This is a genomic window from Pseudomonas sp. Irchel 3A7, assembly GCF_900187565.1.
Taxonomy (GTDB): domain Bacteria; phylum Pseudomonadota; class Gammaproteobacteria; order Pseudomonadales; family Pseudomonadaceae; genus Aquipseudomonas.
Genome location: NZ_FYED01000014.1, coordinates 45,261 through 61,484, shown reverse-complemented (window position 1 = coordinate 61,484; position 16,224 = coordinate 45,261). Strand labels below are relative to the sequence as shown.

General features: G+C 57.4%; 18 protein-coding genes. 6 read left to right on the top strand and 12 right to left on the bottom strand.

Annotated elements, in window-relative coordinates; genetic code table 11:
* Nucleotides 1–11: 11 nt before the first annotated feature.
* Nucleotides 12–755 carry an SDR family NAD(P)-dependent oxidoreductase gene (locus CKW21_RS22310; protein ID WP_095196064.1) on the bottom strand — a complete coding sequence of 248 codons (744 nt, stop codon included), beginning with the start codon at nt 753–755 and terminating at the stop codon, nt 12–14.
* Nucleotides 756–893: 138 nt separating this feature from the next.
* Between CKW21_RS22310 and CKW21_RS22305 the strand changes: the two genes are divergently transcribed.
* Entirely contained in the window at nt 894–1,793 is a 900-nt protein-coding gene (locus CKW21_RS22305) for an AraC family transcriptional regulator (RefSeq protein ID WP_170948711.1), read from the top strand.
* Between the two features lie 209 nt (nt 1,794–2,002).
* On the opposite strand, the gene CKW21_RS22300 is transcribed toward CKW21_RS22305, so the two are convergent.
* From CKW21_RS22300 to CKW21_RS22280, 5 genes are all read right to left on the bottom strand, one after another.
* A complete protein-coding gene (locus CKW21_RS22300) occupies nt 2,003–2,134 on the bottom strand; it encodes a YHYH domain-containing protein (protein ID WP_095196207.1) in 132 nt (43 codons plus the stop codon).
* 809 nt (nt 2,135–2,943) lie between these two features.
* Entirely contained in the window at nt 2,944–3,513 is a 570-nt protein-coding gene (locus tag CKW21_RS31605) for an ArsR family transcriptional regulator (RefSeq protein WP_177437273.1), read from the bottom strand.
* Nucleotides 3,514–3,764: 251 nt separating this feature from the next.
* Nucleotides 3,765–4,076, bottom strand: a complete 312-nt coding sequence (locus CKW21_RS22290; RefSeq protein WP_095196063.1) for a hypothetical protein — start codon at nt 4,074–4,076, stop codon at nt 3,765–3,767.
* A gap of 84 nt (nt 4,077–4,160) precedes the next feature.
* On the bottom strand, nt 4,161–4,466 hold the full coding sequence (locus tag CKW21_RS22285; protein ID WP_095196062.1) for a hypothetical protein: 306 nt from the start codon (nt 4,464–4,466) through the stop codon (nt 4,161–4,163).
* Nucleotides 4,467–4,722: 256 nt separating this feature from the next.
* Nucleotides 4,723–5,382 carry a hypothetical protein gene (locus CKW21_RS22280; RefSeq protein ID WP_095196061.1) on the bottom strand — a complete coding sequence of 220 codons (660 nt, stop codon included), beginning with the start codon at nt 5,380–5,382 and terminating at the stop codon, nt 4,723–4,725.
* Between the two features lie 503 nt (nt 5,383–5,885).
* Here CKW21_RS22280 and CKW21_RS22275 point away from each other — a divergent pair.
* On the top strand, nt 5,886–6,593 hold the full coding sequence (locus CKW21_RS22275; RefSeq protein ID WP_095196060.1) for an SDR family NAD(P)-dependent oxidoreductase: 708 nt from the start codon (nt 5,886–5,888) through the stop codon (nt 6,591–6,593).
* A 580-nt stretch (nt 6,594–7,173) separates the two neighbouring features.
* On the opposite strand, the gene CKW21_RS22270 is transcribed toward CKW21_RS22275, so the two are convergent.
* Both CKW21_RS22270 and CKW21_RS22265 read right to left on the bottom strand, forming a co-directional pair.
* Nucleotides 7,174–8,154 carry an AEC family transporter gene (locus CKW21_RS22270; protein ID WP_256590313.1) on the bottom strand — a complete coding sequence of 327 codons (981 nt, stop codon included), beginning with the start codon at nt 8,152–8,154 and terminating at the stop codon, nt 7,174–7,176.
* A gap of 59 nt (nt 8,155–8,213) precedes the next feature.
* Complete coding sequence (locus CKW21_RS22265) at nt 8,214–9,320, bottom strand: mandelate racemase/muconate lactonizing enzyme family protein (RefSeq protein WP_095196058.1); 1,107 nt, start codon at nt 9,318–9,320, stop codon at nt 8,214–8,216.
* Nucleotides 9,321–9,582: 262 nt separating this feature from the next.
* Between CKW21_RS22265 and CKW21_RS22260 the strand changes: the two genes are divergently transcribed.
* Entirely contained in the window at nt 9,583–10,317 is a 735-nt protein-coding gene (locus tag CKW21_RS22260) for a FadR/GntR family transcriptional regulator (RefSeq protein ID WP_095196057.1), read from the top strand.
* A 70-nt stretch (nt 10,318–10,387) separates the two neighbouring features.
* On the opposite strand, the gene CKW21_RS22255 is transcribed toward CKW21_RS22260, so the two are convergent.
* Both CKW21_RS22255 and CKW21_RS22250 read right to left on the bottom strand, forming a co-directional pair.
* A complete protein-coding gene (locus CKW21_RS22255) occupies nt 10,388–10,789 on the bottom strand; it encodes a DUF488 domain-containing protein (RefSeq protein WP_095196056.1) in 402 nt (133 codons plus the stop codon).
* A gap of 6 nt (nt 10,790–10,795) precedes the next feature.
* The gene (locus CKW21_RS22250) at nt 10,796–11,608 is read right to left on the bottom strand and encodes an AraC family transcriptional regulator (RefSeq protein WP_095196055.1); all 813 of its coding nucleotides are present in this window, start codon (nt 11,606–11,608) and stop codon (nt 10,796–10,798) included.
* Nucleotides 11,609–11,742: 134 nt separating this feature from the next.
* On the opposite strand from CKW21_RS22250, the gene CKW21_RS22245 reads away from it, so the two are divergent.
* A complete protein-coding gene (locus CKW21_RS22245; protein WP_095196054.1) occupies nt 11,743–12,261 on the top strand; it encodes a carboxymuconolactone decarboxylase family protein in 519 nt (172 codons plus the stop codon).
* 27 nt (nt 12,262–12,288) lie between these two features.
* Nucleotides 12,289–12,540, top strand: coding sequence for a glutaredoxin 3 (grxC, locus tag CKW21_RS22240; protein ID WP_095196053.1), 252 nt, complete (start codon nt 12,289–12,291; stop codon nt 12,538–12,540).
* Nucleotides 12,541–12,692: 152 nt separating this feature from the next.
* Here the strand turns inward: grxC and CKW21_RS22235 are convergent, their stop codons facing one another.
* Both CKW21_RS22235 and CKW21_RS22230 read right to left on the bottom strand, forming a co-directional pair.
* Nucleotides 12,693–13,781 (bottom strand): polyamine ABC transporter substrate-binding protein, encoded by a 1,089-nt coding sequence (locus tag CKW21_RS22235; protein ID WP_095196052.1) that lies wholly within the window; start codon nt 13,779–13,781, stop codon nt 12,693–12,695.
* Between the two features lie 52 nt (nt 13,782–13,833).
* Nucleotides 13,834–15,135 carry an FAD-binding oxidoreductase gene (locus CKW21_RS22230; protein WP_095196051.1) on the bottom strand — a complete coding sequence of 434 codons (1,302 nt, stop codon included), beginning with the start codon at nt 15,133–15,135 and terminating at the stop codon, nt 13,834–13,836.
* 151 nt (nt 15,136–15,286) lie between these two features.
* Between CKW21_RS22230 and CKW21_RS22225 the strand changes: the two genes are divergently transcribed.
* Nucleotides 15,287–16,156 carry a LysR family transcriptional regulator gene (locus tag CKW21_RS22225; RefSeq protein ID WP_095196050.1) on the top strand — a complete coding sequence of 290 codons (870 nt, stop codon included), beginning with the start codon at nt 15,287–15,289 and terminating at the stop codon, nt 16,154–16,156.
* Nucleotides 16,157–16,224: the final 68 nt, after the last annotated feature.

The following is a 16,224-nucleotide window of genomic DNA, read 5'->3' as shown; positions in this document are numbered from 1 at the left end:
CGGATACTGATTCAAATGAAATAGCCGCCCGCCACTTCGATCGATTGGGCGTTGATCCAGCGCCCTTCTTCGGACAGCAGCATGGCGATCACCTGAGCGACGTCCTGCGGTTCGCCCACTCGGCCGAGCGCCGTTTGCGAGGCAAGCAACGCCTCGAGATCATCATTCAAACCGCCACCCAGCTCCGTACGAATAGCCCCCGGCGAAACAGCGTTGGCGCGTAGGCGTCGATCCGCGAACTCCTTGGCCATGTAACGGGTCAGCACTTCCAGCCCGCCCTTGAAGGCTGCATAGGGCGCCACACCGGGGGTGGCGACGCGGGTGGTGGCGCTGGTCAGATTGACGATGCTCGCGCCCTCGCCCAGCAAGGGCAGCAGGGTTTGCGTCAGAAAAAACGGACCTTTGAGGTGAACATTGAACAGGCCATCGAACTGCGCTTCGGTGATCGACGCCAGCGGGTTGAACAGGCCATGACCCGCGTTGTTGACCAGCCCCGTCAGCGTTTCCACGCCCCAGGTTGCCTGCAGGGTCTGTCGCACGTTTTCGCGGAAATGGCCAAATTGGCTGACATCCCCAACGTCCAGTTCAAGCGCCACGGCGTTGCCGCCCGAAGCCTGGATACGCTGGACCACGGAATTGGCCGCAGCGACATTGCTTTTGTAGGTCAGAATGACGCCCATGCCCTGCCGGGCACAATGCTCGGCCGTACTGGCGCCGATGCCCCGGCTGCCGCCGGTAATAACGATAACGCTCATGCGCTGCTCCACTGTCACTGAGGTGAGTCACCACAGTAGCCACCTGCCTCGCGGCGAGCGCAGCCGTTCCTGCTCGAAACCTGCCTGTTTCTGCTTTTTGCTTGCGTGCCCGCCTGCGCGTGAGTTCAGATGAACGCCATGAAAACCCAACTGACAGAACTTCGCGCCTTGGCGCACCGCGCCGAAAACCGCCGCACGGACACAGGCATCCCGCGCGTCGCCATGGTCCAGGGTGAAATCCCTGAACACCTGCTGGCCGCCGTTTACGAACCGATGATCAACCTGATTCTGCAAGGCAGCAAATCCATGACCATCGCCGACCGCACGCTTCGATATGACCCGGCGACTTACTTCGTCATGTCCATCGACCTGCCCGCGGTCGGCCAGGTTCACCCCTCTGCAGGCGGCGAACCTTACCTGGCGGTGAGCCTGACACTGGATCCGGTTGTCCTGACGACGCTACTGGCCGACTTGCCCAAACCGCTCGGACAGCATGAACAGGAAGCCGGCTTTTCGGTGGCCGCTGTCACGCCGGAATTGATGGATGCCTGGGTGCGGCTGCTGCGCTTGATGAACAAGCCCGAAGAAATCGCAGCCCTCGCGCCGGTCTACGAGCGAGAAATTCTGTACCGCGTCCTGCAAGGCCCCCACGGCTGGATGCTGCGCGACATCGCCGCCCCCGACAGCGCCATGGCCCGCGTCAACCTGGCCATTGCACACATCCGCCAGGACTTCGCCGACCCCATCCGGGTGGACGCATTGGCACAGCTGGCGTCAATGAGCGTGTCAGCCTTCCACCGCCACTTCAAAGCCGTCACCGCGCTGAGTCCATTACAGTATCAAAAACGGGTTCGCCTGCTACAGGCACGGACACTGATGCTGGCCAATGCCAAAAGCGTCACAGGCGCGGCGTTTGAAGTCGGTTATGAAAGTGCTACGCAATTTAGTCGAGACTATGCGCGGGTGTTTGGATTGCCGCCTTCGAGGGATGCGGCTCGGATACTTGGGGAGATTCGGAGGGGAGCTGGGGGTGGTTGAGTTGGTTTGGGGGGTTTTTGTGTATGTTCTTAAAACTGGCGAAGAGCGTCCGTTTGGTCGGATTACACCGTTTGTGGCTGGGCACGATCGGCCAAAAGCGGCCCTTCACTTTAAAGTCTGAAACGCATGAAAAAGCCTTTTCCTTAACTGGCCTCCACACATGTGAGAAAGCCCGCTTGCGGCTCAGCCGCAAGCTGTGCTCTTGCTGTTTAGTGGCAGTGGTAGTCGTTCGTTTTATGGTTACGATGGCAACCTTTTGAATCAGTACCGCCACTGTGCGCGAAGACAGTAACGGACGTAATCGAAAGTAAAACGGCGATCAAAATGGCGGACAGTTTCATCAGGGTTTGCTCCATGCTCATGTTTTTTTATCCGTGAGATATCTCACGCTTCGCAGCGTATGGCTAATTGCCTTCATTGGGCAAGCGACTTCCTAACTGTCTACCCAACATTAGATGAACGGCTGAGCGCCTACTTCTTGAGCAGAAAAAGCAGAAAAAGGCGGACAAGGGATCTCGGTCACTCACCGGTTTTGCGCACACCGTAAATCTACTGTGGGAGCGAGCCTGCTCGCGAAAAACGCCCGGACAACGCGATCGTTCGGAAAGCACGCGTTATCGTTGACCTCCATCGCGGCGATGCGGCGACCCGACAAGCCCGCTCCCACAGGGGAAGGCGAACAGCAGACAGGTCGAGTGTCAACTCGCCTCGCTTGCTTTTGATCTGCCCGCCCCTCCACCCCTGAGCCTGTCCGTCAACCTGTGACGACCTCCATCGGCGCCTCTACCAACGTTGATCCGCGCCGCGTTAAAGCCTGTAAGTAAGCCTTTTGGTTCCTTTTTGGCGTTTGAAAAAGGGACTCGCCGTAAGGGCGAAACCATAAGTCGCCGTTACCGCAGTAATGGATATGTACACCATCAAAAACTATGTCTCCTGACAGAAAGCCTTCGCGAGCAGGCTCGCTCCCACAGTTTTTTTCGGTGGATGCTCAGGCGGCCAGCCCACCATCAATCAGGTAGATCGCAGCAGAGAACGTCACGATCGAAAGCACGGTACTAAGAAAAAAGGGGGCATAAGAAAAAAGGGGGCAGATTTATTTTTCTGAAAAATAAATCTGCCCCTTTTATGGTCTTGTTTTTTCGGTATGGGCTCAGGGGTTAATCGTTTTGTTTAACTCCCATCTGCGGGATGTTGTGCCGGGTAAATTACGGCGTAAAACTTTTTGTTCTAGCTCAAGCTTTTTCAGAATTGTGAAAGCATATGAGGGGTTTATACTTAGCGCTTGGCTAAGTTGCATAGTTGTGGCTGGAGTGTCTTGAAGGAAGTCTATAATCTGATCGCTTCGTGAACGTGATGCGGCTTCATCGATGGTATTTACGACGGTTGTTTTCGCTTTTTCTATTTCTTCTCTGGAAAGGTGGCTACCTTTTTTGTTGAATTCTGCAAAAATTTCCTCGATTTTTATCGAGACGGTTTCTTTCATTTGGTTAGCTTCAAGATAGTGATTTTGGTCTTCGAAATCACTCGGGGCGTACAGTACGGTATTTTTGTAATAGAGGACGAAAAAAAACAAAGCCACTATTCCTGACGGAAAGGCTATTACGAAGTAAACAAAAATTTGTTGTATTTCTAGTGGTAGTTTTACTAGTGCAACACACGCAAGCGTTTCGGCTAGACCCGCGAAAATAGCGATAATTGTCAGTGGGTTGCTGACTTTCATATGATGACTCCATAACACGTTTATTTTATTCAAAGGGAAGTGGCATATTGTAATAAATAGATCTGTCACCTTTATCCTAGTCAAATCGGTATTTCACTGGTCGGCTTGGGATCGCTCAGGGACAAGTCTATTACCCATAAAACTAAATCTGTCCCCTTTTCCCTTGCAATGAGAATTTTCAATGACTTTGGAGCCAGGCACTAAACTTGTGTCGGCACTTTCCGATTGAGCACCAAGTGATCTTTCGAAAATTACGTTCGTACCGGGTAAATGTGGTAGCGATTGGCCCCTGTCTTTTCAATTATTACCTTGCTGCCGGCAGACAAGGAATGGGACTTGAAAAACTCCCCAACCCATGAGCGCTTTCTGAAAATCTTCTTGTCACCAGCAATATCTGTGAAAACCGGCTCCGCAATACCGCAGTGAATCTCTACCTGCGTGCCGATCTCACTTGCATTAGGACCGCCGATGGACTCAGCCGGAAAAAAGCCTATAACGCTGGAGAGGTACAGATGATTATTATCAAGATTACCTTGCGTGAGTTCTATTACCCGATATAGCACGACTTTCTCCTTGGATCAAAAAATTAAGCTAATGGACCAACAAATGTGTCGCCTTTGCGAGTCAAGCGAATTAAACGAAAAGTGTCAATCGCATTTTTTTGTTGGCGAGTGAAAAAACTCAATTGCCCTAGTAACTGACTCAACCTGCTGTAAGTTCGAACTGGAAACGGCCTGATGTAAAAGTCCAGACAAAATAGCGCTGCGCGTAGATTCAGGTATTACACAAGGGCTCAACACGCCTCTGGATTGTGGGTAATCGCCCCAATGAACGCCCAAGGCCTTACTTCCACCATTATGTTGGTTCTTGTGATCATACCAACCAATAATGAGGACCAACCCTTCATCAACATGGATTTCTTCATGATTTTTCCAGTATGAAATCATGTTCATGCAGCATTCCTCATAAGACTGGGTGGATAGTGGCCGGGCTTAGTCCACTGGCTTGCATCACTACAGCAAGGCACTGGCGCTCGCGCGAATCGAGCATAGTAGCTTAGGCGCTTACCAAATATAGCACTTGCTTCGAAAAATAAACTTCAGGCTTGAGTCAAAAGCCTTTGTAGAGATATGGGATCAGACCACGACTCACAAACGTGATCTGCCCCGATTACGTATTTAGTCATCGCAACTGCTGCGACCCAAAGCCTTAATAGCAGTTTGTTTGGACAGTCGCCCCATAAGAAGAGCTTGTACAGTTTATATTTTTGCTGGCGCCATTATTCAGTCGATCAAGGTTTTTATTATTATTGTCATTAATCATCTGCATGGCTCCCATAAAGTTTTTATCTGCAGCCTCTCGCCGCTGTTGGGCCAATGCGGCCTCCGCGCGCTCGTCACTTGCGTCTCTGTACGCCTTTGCCCGTTCATCTTCAGCTCTCTGCTGCTGTAGCTGAAGTAAGCAATTACCAAACTCAGGGGTGTTTGGTGTGAACCCAAAGTCTTGCTGACATGTTGCCTTGGCGTTTTGAATACTTGCCTTCATCTGGTGGTTTTTGATGTCGTCCATTTGTTTTTGTTTTAATTCCGCATCCTTCGCGCTCATGCACTGAAAATTTATATCGGCTGTTGCATAGCGAGCGGGGCCAGAAGGCTCTGACATTATCTTCCCTATGACGGGTGGAGCACCATTGCGTTGACAGAACTGTTCGATTTTTTTGCGGCATGTCTCGACTGCATTGTCCGCTGAAAAATCAAAAAAACTCCCGGTGGCACTACATCCGTAACGACTTTCGCTCAGTGTATTTATTGTGCCAGACGCACAACCAGTCAAAATCGCAAACGCTGCAGCGGCCAAAATTATCTTCATCTCTTCCTTCCTGAGTTGTCGGAATACTTAAGAGCAAGCAGTGTGAAAACTCTAGACGAAACCCGGATCACTTGCCGCTTGGCCTGCACATTTGCGCCGCGTCGGACTCAAATGCCATCGATATGGCAGTTGTAGCCACCCGGTCGCAGCCTCGGAGCCAATCCAGGAGTTATCGTCAACAAAGGAGGCGGATCTATTTTTCCGGGTTGCAGGGCTTTTCGTAAGAACTCCGCCTCCCCTTCTCACTCATTTGTCGACGCTGACGCCAAGTGCGATCAATTCGTACTCGAACACTGGCTTGAGCAGCGTCACACATACTTGAGTACCAGGCCCTAATACCCATGTATCCACCGCCATTACCAACGCATAGCAGACGCCACCGGCCGGTTCTTTAAACTGGGTCCTTGCCGGCGCAATCAGCGACGGCGTCGATCGCGCCGGCGCCACAGACTCCCAGTCAAATCGGCGTCAACGACAAACAAGTCCCTCTTTGGAGTAAACCCATGAGTGCATCTCAAAAGGTTGTCATCGTCACCGGCGCGTCACAAGGCATCGGTGCCGAAGTCGTCAAGGCGTTTCGAAAGCTCGACTACCGGATCGTCGCAACGTCTCGTACGATCAAGCCGTCCGACGATCCGAACATCCTGGCGGTAGCGGGCGATATCGGTGATCCGGCAACGGCGCAGCGTGTCGTTGGCGAAGCGGTCGAGCGATTCGGCCGGGTCGACACGCTGGTGAACAACGCCGGCATCTACATCGGCAAGCCTTTCACCGAGAACACCCTCGGAGACTTCAACGCCGTCATGAATGTGAATATGGCGGGCTTCTATCACATCACCCAACTGGCCATCGCCGAAATGGAAAAGCATGGGAGCGGCCATGTGGCGACCGTCACCGGCAGCGTAGACAACGGCATCAGCGGCGCGCACACGGCATTGGCGGCGCTGACCAAGGGTGGCTTGAACGCCGTTACCAGGGCGCTGGCGATTGAGTACGCCAAGCAAGGCATCCGCATCAACGCCGTTGCGCCGGGCATCACCAAGACGCCAATGCACAACAAGGAATACTACGAAATGCTGGGCACCCTCCATCCGCTGGGGCGTATGGGTGAAGCCAGCGAAGTCGCCAGCGCCATCGTGTTCCTGGATTCGGCAGAGTTCATCACGGGAGAGATCCTGCACGTCGACGGCGGCCAGAGCGCCGGTCGGTAACGGACGCAGATAGGGTCCTTTGCAGCCTTCGCGAGCAGGCTCGCTCCCACAATGGATCTCGGTCACTCACCGGTTTTGCGTACACCGTAAATCTACTGTGGGAGCGAGCCTGCTCGCGAAAAACGCCCGGACAACGCGATCATTCGGAAAGCACGCGTCATCGTTGACCTCCATCGCGGTGATGCGGCGACCCGACAAGCCCGCTCCCACAGGGGAACGCGAACAGCACACAGGTCGAGTGTCAGCTCGCCTCGCTTGCTTTTGATCTGCCCGCCCCTCCACGCCCTGAGCCTGTCCGTCAACCTGTGACGACCTCCATCGGCGCCTCTACCAACGTTGATCCGCGCCGGGGTGAAGCCTTTTGGTTCCTTTTTGACGTTTGAAAAAGGGACTCGCCGTAAGGGCGAAACCATAAGTCGCCGTTACCGCAGCAATGGATATGTACACCATCAAAACTATGTAGCTTGGCACAAAGCCTTCGCGAGCAGGCTCGCTCCCACAAGGGACCGGGTGCATCCGACAAAATCACGTCGACTGTCAGGCCGCCTTCGCGGGCAAGCCCGCTCGCCCAGTTGGATGTTCAGGCGGCCAGCCCACCATCAATCAGGTAGATCGCAGCAGAGAACGTCACGATCGAAAGCACGGTACTGACCAGAATGGAGGTGGCGGCTTCACTCTGGTAGGCGCCGGTCTGGTTCGCAAACATCGCCGGAATCGTCGCCGATGGCAGCGCGCAAAGCAGGATCATCTGCTGTGCGTAAAGGCCATGGGTGCCCAGCAGAACAGTGGCTGCGAACATCAATACCGGGTGAATCAACAGCTTGAGCCCAAGGTTGCCCCACACCTCGCCGGACATTTTCAGTTTCTCCGAGGACATGATCAATCCCAGGCACAGCAGCGAAACGCCAGGTGTCGCCTTGCCCAGAAGATTGAATGATTCGGCAGCCAGAGGAGGCAGTTTGACCTGCAGCAGGGAGAGGATAATGCCCAGGGCCGGTGCCCACATCAGTGGGCGGCGTACCGCCCCCGACAGGCTCGACACAAAGGCCTGGGTGCCACTGCCCTTTCCATCGGCGAGGGTGAGCAACATGGTGGTCAGCGGGATCATCACCAGGCTCGCGACGAGGTTCAGCACGAGCACCGAATAGATGCTGCCCGATCCGAACATGGCGCCGAGGATAGGGATGCCCATGAAGGCAGCGTCCGGATAACCGTTGACGAAGCCCTTGAGCGTTGCAACCTTGAGATCGCGTGTGGTGAACCAGCCGATCGCCAGCGCTATCGTGTACATGCCCATGATGCCGATGAACGTGGCCACGATGAACTTGAAGTCGAAAAGCTGTTCACGAGGCGTGCTGGCCATCCCGACAAAAAGCAGCGCCGGGAATATCCACCCGAGTACCAGCCGGCTGATCAGCAGGCTGTCCGACTGGGTGAGCCGCCCGCGCTTGCCGGCGATGTACCCAAGGGCGATCACAAACGCCACGGGCAGAATGGGCCCTACGATTCTGTCTAACATGTCCTCAATCCTCGTATTTATTTTTATCAAGAATGTCGCCATGGCTGATCGAGGCCGGCGCAACGGCTGTTGCGGCGGCGTCGATCAAACGGCATTTGTGGTCAGGGCTTGAAGCGATAGTCGCGAATGACGTCCGGGTCCGGCTCGATGCCGAGTCCCGGCCCTTGCGGCACGTCGATGCGACCGTTACGCGGAATGATGGCGTCGCCGTAGAGTTGCGCTTCGAGATCGAAATAACGCCATTCCACCAGTGACTTCGCACCGCCAAGGGCGGCACTGCCATGCACGGCGGCCAGCAGGCCGGGGCCGTCGTAAAAGGCGTGGACCATCACGGTGACGCCATGGGCGTTCGCCAGTGCGTAGACTTTTTGCAGTTCGGTGATGCCGCCCATTTTTGCCGGGCTGGGCTGAATGAAATCGACCGCGCCGGCTTCAAGCAGATGCTGGAAGTCCATCAGCGTTGAAGCATTCTCGCCGGCCGCCACCGGAATGCCGCCTTGCTTGCGCACCGTCGCCAGGCCCGCATAGTTTTCCGGCGGCCACACCGGCTCTTCGATCCAGCGCAGGTTCAGGGGGCGAAGCTTGTCGGTCATATCCAGCGCTTCGCGCACTGACCACGGGGCGTTGACGTCGAGGGTGATTTCCACCCCAGGACCGGCGGCTTCACACGCCGCGCGGATGACCTCGACATCAACCTCGTGCAGCTTGAGGTGGCGGAAGCCGCTGTTGACCGCGCGCTGCACATTGATGCGGATGAGTTCGGGGTCGGCATAGCGGATCAGGCTGGCATACGCCGCCAGCGACGTGGCCTCGCTGCCGCCAAGCAGTTGGTAGATCGGTTTGCCGGCCGACTTGCCGGCGATGTCCCACAGCGCAATATCAATCGCCGACAGGCCATAGATGAATGCGCCGCTGCGACCGAAGACGTGGAATTTCTTCTGCAGGTCGCCCTGCAACTTCTCGCGCCGCGTCACATCACTGCCGATCAATTCAGGCGCGAGGATCGTGTCGATGACGATTTTCACTGCCGGGATCGCGGTGAAGCCGAAGGTTTCGCCCCAGCCGACGATACCGTCATCCGTGGTGATCTTGACCACCAGGGAATCGACCATCTGCAGGTCTTTCGGCCCCCAGACCCCGCCCGCCGACTTGCCTCCGGTGGTGAAGGGAATCCGAAGCGGAAAGGTTTCAATGCTGGCAATTTTCATAGGACTTCGCCTCAAGCAGGTTGCAAAGATGTCGCGGCGATTTCGGGTTTCGCCAACGCCAGGTTGAGGACAACGTACATGACGTCCTGTTGTCCTTCAACTGAACAACCAGCTCTCTCCTACAGACTTTCGTCTACTTATCTGCCAACCAATTGATTTAATTGACGTTATTTATCTAACAGATTTCGTAATTTCAGTTTTAACTGACGGGAACAAGTCTCCTGATGTAGATTAAGAAGACAAGTGAGAGGGATGAACGAACATGAGTGAAATGACTGTGCAACCCGTGGAGCGGCGACCTCATCTGGCCGAGCACATCGCCAAATCGTTGAGCGACGAGATCGCTTCTGGACGCCTGCGGCCCGGAGACCGCTTGCCGACCGAACAGTTTCTCTCGCAAAACTTCGGCGTCAGCAGGAACGTTGTACGCGAGGGCATCGCGACGCTTCGAGCACAGGGGTTGATACAGTCGCGCCAGGGCGTGGGCGTATTCGTCTCGGCCGCTCCCCCCTCTGCGGAGCCGTTGGCACCGCGCGAGAGCGCGCCCTTGCTGGACGGCGACAATACGATTCGCAACATGTTCGAAGTGCGGGCCGTACTGGAAAGCCAGGCTGCCGCCCTGGCGGCGTCGCACATGACGCCCCGCACGCTGAAAACGATCCAGGCAGCGGTCCTTCGCATGCAATACGAAGGCGAACCGACCCTGGACACGGTCAACGCGGACCTCGACTTCCATCGAGCGGTGGCCGCAGCGTCAGGCAATGACTATCTCGAAACGATGATTCGCACGGTGCTAGAGCCGATGCGCGCCCTGATCACGATGAACTTTGCACGCCGAGGCCCGGTGTTCAGCAATATCCCCCATGCCGCACGCGGCGAGCATGAAGAGCTCGTGCAGGCACTCACCGACCGGAATGCGGCGGCGGCGCGTCAGATCATGGGACAGCACATCGTCAGCGCGGCTTCACGGTTCGGCTATGAGATCAAGTTCTACTGACCTCAGCTGTCTTGTTGTTCTACAAGTAAAGAACAAGTGAGGTTCTGCGCGGTATGCGCCGCCTTCCTTGCTACTGCGCAAACTCGTCCCGATAACACACCGGCGAGCTGGCGCCCTGGAAGCGATCAAGCTCATCTTCCAGCCATTGGGCGAGCACGACGCCAGGGTTTTGCAGTGGATCATCCGCCGTGAACACCAGCGTCAAACGCTCTGATTGCCCGTACTGCAAAAGCGTCCACCAATGCGTCGGCTGGGCGGCCAGTTCCCGGCGATAGGCGGCAGTGAATCCGGCAAAATCCAGCTGCCCGGACATGAACGCCTGGTGTACATCCGCCGAGGGCGCGACGTCGGGGAGCCAGGCATCGAACGGCATAGGCTCCTTGGGGCAATCTTGCGGCCATAGACGGTCCACCAGAATCCGCCGCCCGTCTTCGGGCGCGGCAGGGTCGCAGGTGCGTTTGCACTGAATCATGATTACTCACCCCCTCCACTCTCGCGGACTGACCCCGGTTTTACGGCGAAATGCCCGGGCCAATGCCGACGGGCTTTCGTAGCCGACTTCTTCGGCAATCAACGCAATCGGCTTGCCTTCGCGCAAACGCTTTTGAGCCAGGCTGATGCGCCAGCTCACCAGGTAATCCACCGGTGCCTGGCCGACGACGCGCTTGAAGTGCTCGGCGAAGCTGGCCCGGGACATGTTGGCCAGCACCGACAGCTCAGCCACGCTCCAGGCCTTGCCCGGCGCTTCGTGCATCTGGCTCAAGGGCCGCGCCAGACGCGGGTCAGCCAACCCGGCCATCATGCCCGGCTGCTGATTGCGCGTGCTGAGGATGTAGCGCAGCAACTGAATCACCAACAGTTCGAACAAGCGATCCATCATCGCTTCACGGCCACAGTTGCCTTCAAACGCTTCGGCGAACAACCATTGCAGGGTAGCGGCCAGGGTCGGAATTTCATCGAGCTTGAGCACCAGGTACTCGGGCAATGCCGCCGCCAGGGCATTGCCCGAGCCGCCATCGAAGTTCAGCGACGCGCACACTAACTGCGTGCCGCAAGCTTCGGTGGCGAACAAGCGATGACGGTAGGGTCGCGGGAAAAAGATCAGTGTCGGTTCGCTAAGGCGCAGTTCGCGCTCATCGGCCAGTTTCAGCACGACCTCGCCGGCCTGCAGCAAATGCACATGACCGCATGCCTGGCTGCCGTCGAAGGCCGTCGTGCCGCAAAACGTCCCGCTGTGAAAGGTGCCAGCGTTGACGCCGAAATGCGCAAGCAAGGTGGACAAGCGATCCATGGGCGGGCTCCCGAAAGCAGTTCTGGACGATCTGTTGCATATCGTCGACGATTCGCATCCAATAAACCAGCACGAATCACTAGCATGGACTCCGTACCCAGCGCCTGTCGCGCTTCACATCACGGAGATTCACCATGACCCGCATTGCCCCTGTCAGCCTTGAACACACCACCGACGCCACCCGCCCCTTGCTGGAAGGCGTGCAGAAGAAAATCGGTTTCCTGCCCAACGTATTCCGGGTGCTGGCCCACGCCCCCGCAGTGCTGGCCTCGTACCTGCAAAACTCGGCGGCCCTGGGTAAGACCTCACTGAGCGCCACGGAGAAAGAGGCGATCTCCCTCGCCACCTCGCAGGTCAACGGCTGCGATTACTGCCTGGCGGCGCACACAGTGTTTGCCGGCAAGGCCGGGCTGTCCAGCCAGGAAATCCGCAGCGCCCGTGAAGGCCGGCTCGACGCCTATGCCCTGCTCGCCCGGCAGATCACTGAAAGCCGCGGCCACCTGAGCAGCGAACAGATTGCCGTCGCCCGCGCCGCCGGAATCAACGACGCGAAGATCATCGAAGTGATTGCCCACGTAGCTTCGCAGACGCTGACCAACTACCTGAACAACGTCGCCCTGACCGATATCGACTTTCCGGCCACTGACGCCTGATCAAACCCTGTTGCAGAGGATCAATCCATGAGCACCGTAACCCTGTACACCACCGACACCTGCCCGTACTGCCGCAGCGCGAAAACCCTGCTGGCCAGCAAAGGTATCGCAATGCAAGAGATCAACATTCAACGCGAACCCGGCAAACTCGAAGAAATGCTCGAGCGCAGCGGACGACGCACCGTGCCGCAGATTTTCTTCGGCGACAGGCACATCGGCGGCTTCGACGACCTGGCCAAGCTGGATCGCCAGGGTGGGCTGATGTCGATGCTGGCCTGAACCGATTCTGAGGCACACCCAATCCCTGTGGGAGCGCGGCTTGCCCGCGATGGTGTTAGTCCAGTCAATATCAATGTGACTGACCCAACGCCATCGCGGGCAAGCCGCGCTCCCACAGGGGATCTGTGTCGGGAATAAAAATCGGTGTTTGATCAGGTATTGGTCTTGAGCTTGGTCCACAACCGTGTGGTCAATCGCGCAATGGACGCCGGCAGGTCTTCCACGGTGAACAGCTTGTCCATCACCGTTTTCGGCGGATAGATTGCCAGGTCCTGTTTCACCGCAGGCACCACATAGGCATCCGCTGCGCTGTTGGGATTGGCGTAGTGGATGCTGTTGCTGATGTTGGCGATCACCTGCGGCTGCAGCAGGTAGTTCATGTAGCTGTAGCCGTTCTTCTCGTGGGGTGCGCTCTTGGGCATCACCACCATATCGAACCACAGTGTCGAGCCTTCGTCGGGGATCGAATAGGCAATGTCGATCCCGTTCTTCGCTTCCCTGGCACTGGCCGCTGCCTGCACGATGTCGCCGTTGAAACCGATCACTGCGCAGACGTTGCCGTTGGCCAGGTCGCTGATGTATTTGGAAGCGTGGAAGTACTGCACGTACGGGCGGATCTTCAGCAGCGCCTGTTCAGCTTTTTTGTAGTCGGCAGGCGTGTGGCTATGGGGTGGCAGTCCCAGGTAGTTCAGGGTGATCGGCAGCACCTGGGTCGGGTTGTCGATGATTGCCACGCCGCATGCGCTGAGTTTCTTGATGTTGGCCTCGTCGAAAAACAGGCTCCAGGAACGGGTGACGTCGGTGTTGCCGAAGAGCGCCTTGATCTTCTCGACGTTGTAACCGATGCCGGCGGTGCCCCACATGTAGGGGTAACCGTACTGGTTGCCGGGGTCGTTGACTTCGAGCTTTTTCAGCAGCGCCGGGTCGAGGTTTTTCCAGTCCGGCAACTGGCCCTTGTCGAGCTTCTGGATGGCGCCGGCCTTGATCAGGCGCGACAGAAAGTGGTTCGACGGACTGACCACGTCGTACCCGGTGTTGCCGGTCATCAACTTCGACTCCAACACTTCGTTGCTATCGTGGATGTCGTAAGTGGCCTTGATCCCGGTTTCCTTGGTGAAGGTGGTCAGAGTGTCGTCGGCGATGTAGCCGTTCCAGTTGGAAATGTTCACGGTTTCATCGGCGTAAGTGGTGGCGCAACAGGTCGAGAGCAGAGCCACCAGGGAAATTGTATTGACGCGCATGTTCGATCACCTTCGTGCAGAAGTGTTTTTGTTGGTGTTGAAAATGGGTGTTTCAGATTTCTGATTTGGCCCGGGCCGTTTCGATGCGCATGCGCAGCATGGCACCGATATCGAGCAGAGGCTTGGGCGGCAGCCAGCCGGGCCGGGCGCGCGCCATGACTGATTGCAGCAAGGGCGAGCCACCACCCGACGCCAGTTCCGCGAGCAACCGTCCCCACAGCGTGCCCCGCGCCACGCCGGAACCATTGCACCCGGCCACGGCGAAGACGCCCTCCTCGACCTTGGCGAAATACGCTTGCCCGGAACGCGATGCGCTGAGGTGACCGGTCCAGGTGTACTGGATGTCCTGTTCGCCCAACATCGGAAACCGGCGCTGCAAACCCAACACGTGATGCTGGCGGCGGGTTGCCAGCTCACTGAGGGACAAATCCTGCGCGCGGTATTCGGCGGTGTTGCGGATCATCACCCGTCGATCCGGAGTCAGGCGCACCGTGGCCCCCAGCGGCCGGGTCGACAGCACGCCCCAGGGCTGCGGCGCACCGATGGCTTGGAATTCTTCGTCGCTGAGCGGCCGGGTGAGGCTGGCACTGAGCTCCATCGCGAAGGTGCCGCTGTCGCTGATGCCCGAACGAGGAATGAAGGCGTTCAGGCAGACCAGCACCTGCTTGGCCTCGACGCAGCCATTGCGGCCGTTGGCGCGAACCCGGCCGTTGCCCATGCGTTCCATACCGGTGATCTCGGTGTTCTCGAACAGCGTCACCCTCTGCGGCAGCGCATCGAGCAACCCCTTCACGTATTTCGCTGGCTGCAGCAGTGCGTTGCCATTGCCGCACCAGATTGCCGACTGGTAGTGCCGGGTGCCCAGCTTCTGGTGCAGTTGCTCGCCCTGCAGAAAATGCGCGGACGCACCGACGGCACGCAGGGTCTGCAACTTGGCTTCGACATCGGTCAACTTGCGCGGATCGCTGACCGCAAAGAAGTAGCCCGACTCACGGAAATCGCACTCGATGCCATGCCGGGCAATGCGCTTGCGCACCTCATCGCTGGCGGCGCGGGAAATCGATGTGTCCACCTGGAAACCGGCGAACCCGGCATTGCCTTGCAGCTCGCAAGCGCCCGGGTGTTCATGGGCCACCACAAACCCGGAGTTACGCGCCGAGGCCCCTTGCGCGGCGCGTTGCCGGTCGACCACCACGATCCGCGCCTGGGGATGCATTTCGGCCAGTGAATGGGCAGCACACAACCCGGTGATGCCGGCGCCGATGACCAGCCAATCGGCCTGTTGCGTACCGCTCAAGGGATCGCGCAGCGGAGAATCCCCGGCCTGCGCAATCCAGCCACATCTGTTTTCCATGCATCACCTCGTTGACGTTCGTTCCGCAACTGTCAATTCGTATGCACTCATTGCATGAATGGTTTGAGATGACAGCGGCCAGAGCTAGAATCTAAAGCGTCTTCATGGCCACAACCAACGTTATTAAATCATCCAGGTATTCTGAAAACGCATGGATAAAATTCGCCACGTTCCCTCGCTCCAGGGCTTGCAGGCGCTGGTCGAAGTCGCCGATTCGGGCAGCTTCACCCAAGCGGCGCAAACGCTGTGCCTGACCCAAAGCGCGGTGAGCCGCAAGGTTCAGCAACTGGAAAGTCACTTTGGTGTGGCGATGTTCGTCCGCAGCAGCCGCAGCCTGCGGCTGACGCCCGAGGGCGAACAGGTGCTCGCCAGTGCGCGCATTATTTTCGAACAACTGAAAACCCTCGAAGACCGCATCGCCCCACAGAAACGCCCGTTCCGCATCCGCATGCATGTGTCGCTGGCGGTGCGTTGGTTGCTGCCCAAACTCAGCGACTTCTATCGCCATCACCCGGAGGTTTCCCTGGCCATCGAAACCGTGGCCACCGAGGTGGTGGAACCGGCCAGCGACAGCGATGCGTACATCCTCTACCTGCCCGAACCATCCGCAGCCCCGGACTGCCTGACCTTGTTCGAAGAAGCGCTGGTGCCGGTGTGTGCGCCTGGTTTGGCATTGGCGTCGCAGGAGGACCTGGCAGACTTTGCGCTACTGCATCGTTCGAGCGATAAAAACGACTGGCGGTATTGGCTGGCGACCAACGATGGCAGGTCACTGGATGAGTTTCGCCACATCCCCTTCAACCTCGACGAACTGGCACTGGATGCCGCGGCACGGGGATTGGGCGTGGCCATGACCGACATGACCCTGGCGGGTGAATCGATTGAACGCGGTGTGTTGCACATTCCTTTCGGCGAGCCGTTGAAGACGCGGGGGATTTACTCGCTGTGCCTGCAGCCTTCGGCGGCCTCGCATCCGGCGTGCGGGTTGGTGATGCAGTGGTTTGCCGGACAGACACGTTAAGTTACCCCCCCACAAGGGAGTTGTGCCGGGCACAAAAATTCCGCCTCCCCCCAATCCACTGTGGGAGC

Excerpts from the sequence above, each read along its gene's own strand:
- CKW21_RS22310 (WP_095196064.1), bottom strand. The coding sequence starts at position 755 with ATGAGCGTTATCGTTATTACCGGCGGCAGCCGGGGCATCGGCGCCAGT.
- CKW21_RS22305 (WP_170948711.1), top strand. The coding sequence starts at position 894 with ATGAAAACCCAACTGACAGAACTTCGCGCCTTGGCGCACCGCGCCGAA.
- CKW21_RS22300 (WP_095196207.1), bottom strand. The coding sequence starts at position 2,134 with ATGAAACTGTCCGCCATTTTGATCGCCGTTTTACTTTCGATTACGTCC.
- CKW21_RS31605 (WP_177437273.1), bottom strand. The coding sequence starts at position 3,513 with ATGAAAGTCAGCAACCCACTGACAATTATCGCTATTTTCGCGGGTCTA.
- CKW21_RS22285 (WP_095196062.1), bottom strand. The coding sequence starts at position 4,466 with ATGAACATGATTTCATACTGGAAAAATCATGAAGAAATCCATGTTGAT.
- CKW21_RS22280 (WP_095196061.1), bottom strand. The coding sequence starts at position 5,382 with ATGAAGATAATTTTGGCCGCTGCAGCGTTTGCGATTTTGACTGGTTGT.
- CKW21_RS22275 (WP_095196060.1), top strand. The coding sequence starts at position 5,886 with ATGAGTGCATCTCAAAAGGTTGTCATCGTCACCGGCGCGTCACAAGGC.
- CKW21_RS22270 (WP_256590313.1), bottom strand. The coding sequence starts at position 8,154 with ATGGCGACATTCTTGATAAAAATAAATACGAGGATTGAGGACATGTTA.
- CKW21_RS22265 (WP_095196058.1), bottom strand. The coding sequence starts at position 9,320 with ATGAAAATTGCCAGCATTGAAACCTTTCCGCTTCGGATTCCCTTCACC.
- CKW21_RS22260 (WP_095196057.1), top strand. The coding sequence starts at position 9,583 with ATGAGTGAAATGACTGTGCAACCCGTGGAGCGGCGACCTCATCTGGCC.
- CKW21_RS22255 (WP_095196056.1), bottom strand. The coding sequence starts at position 10,789 with ATGATTCAGTGCAAACGCACCTGCGACCCTGCCGCGCCCGAAGACGGG.
- CKW21_RS22250 (WP_095196055.1), bottom strand. The coding sequence starts at position 11,608 with ATGGATCGCTTGTCCACCTTGCTTGCGCATTTCGGCGTCAACGCTGGC.
- CKW21_RS22245 (WP_095196054.1), top strand. The coding sequence starts at position 11,743 with ATGACCCGCATTGCCCCTGTCAGCCTTGAACACACCACCGACGCCACC.
- grxC (WP_095196053.1), top strand. The coding sequence starts at position 12,289 with ATGAGCACCGTAACCCTGTACACCACCGACACCTGCCCGTACTGCCGC.
- CKW21_RS22235 (WP_095196052.1), bottom strand. The coding sequence starts at position 13,781 with ATGCGCGTCAATACAATTTCCCTGGTGGCTCTGCTCTCGACCTGTTGC.
- CKW21_RS22230 (WP_095196051.1), bottom strand. The coding sequence starts at position 15,135 with ATGGAAAACAGATGTGGCTGGATTGCGCAGGCCGGGGATTCTCCGCTG.
- CKW21_RS22225 (WP_095196050.1), top strand. The coding sequence starts at position 15,287 with ATGGATAAAATTCGCCACGTTCCCTCGCTCCAGGGCTTGCAGGCGCTG.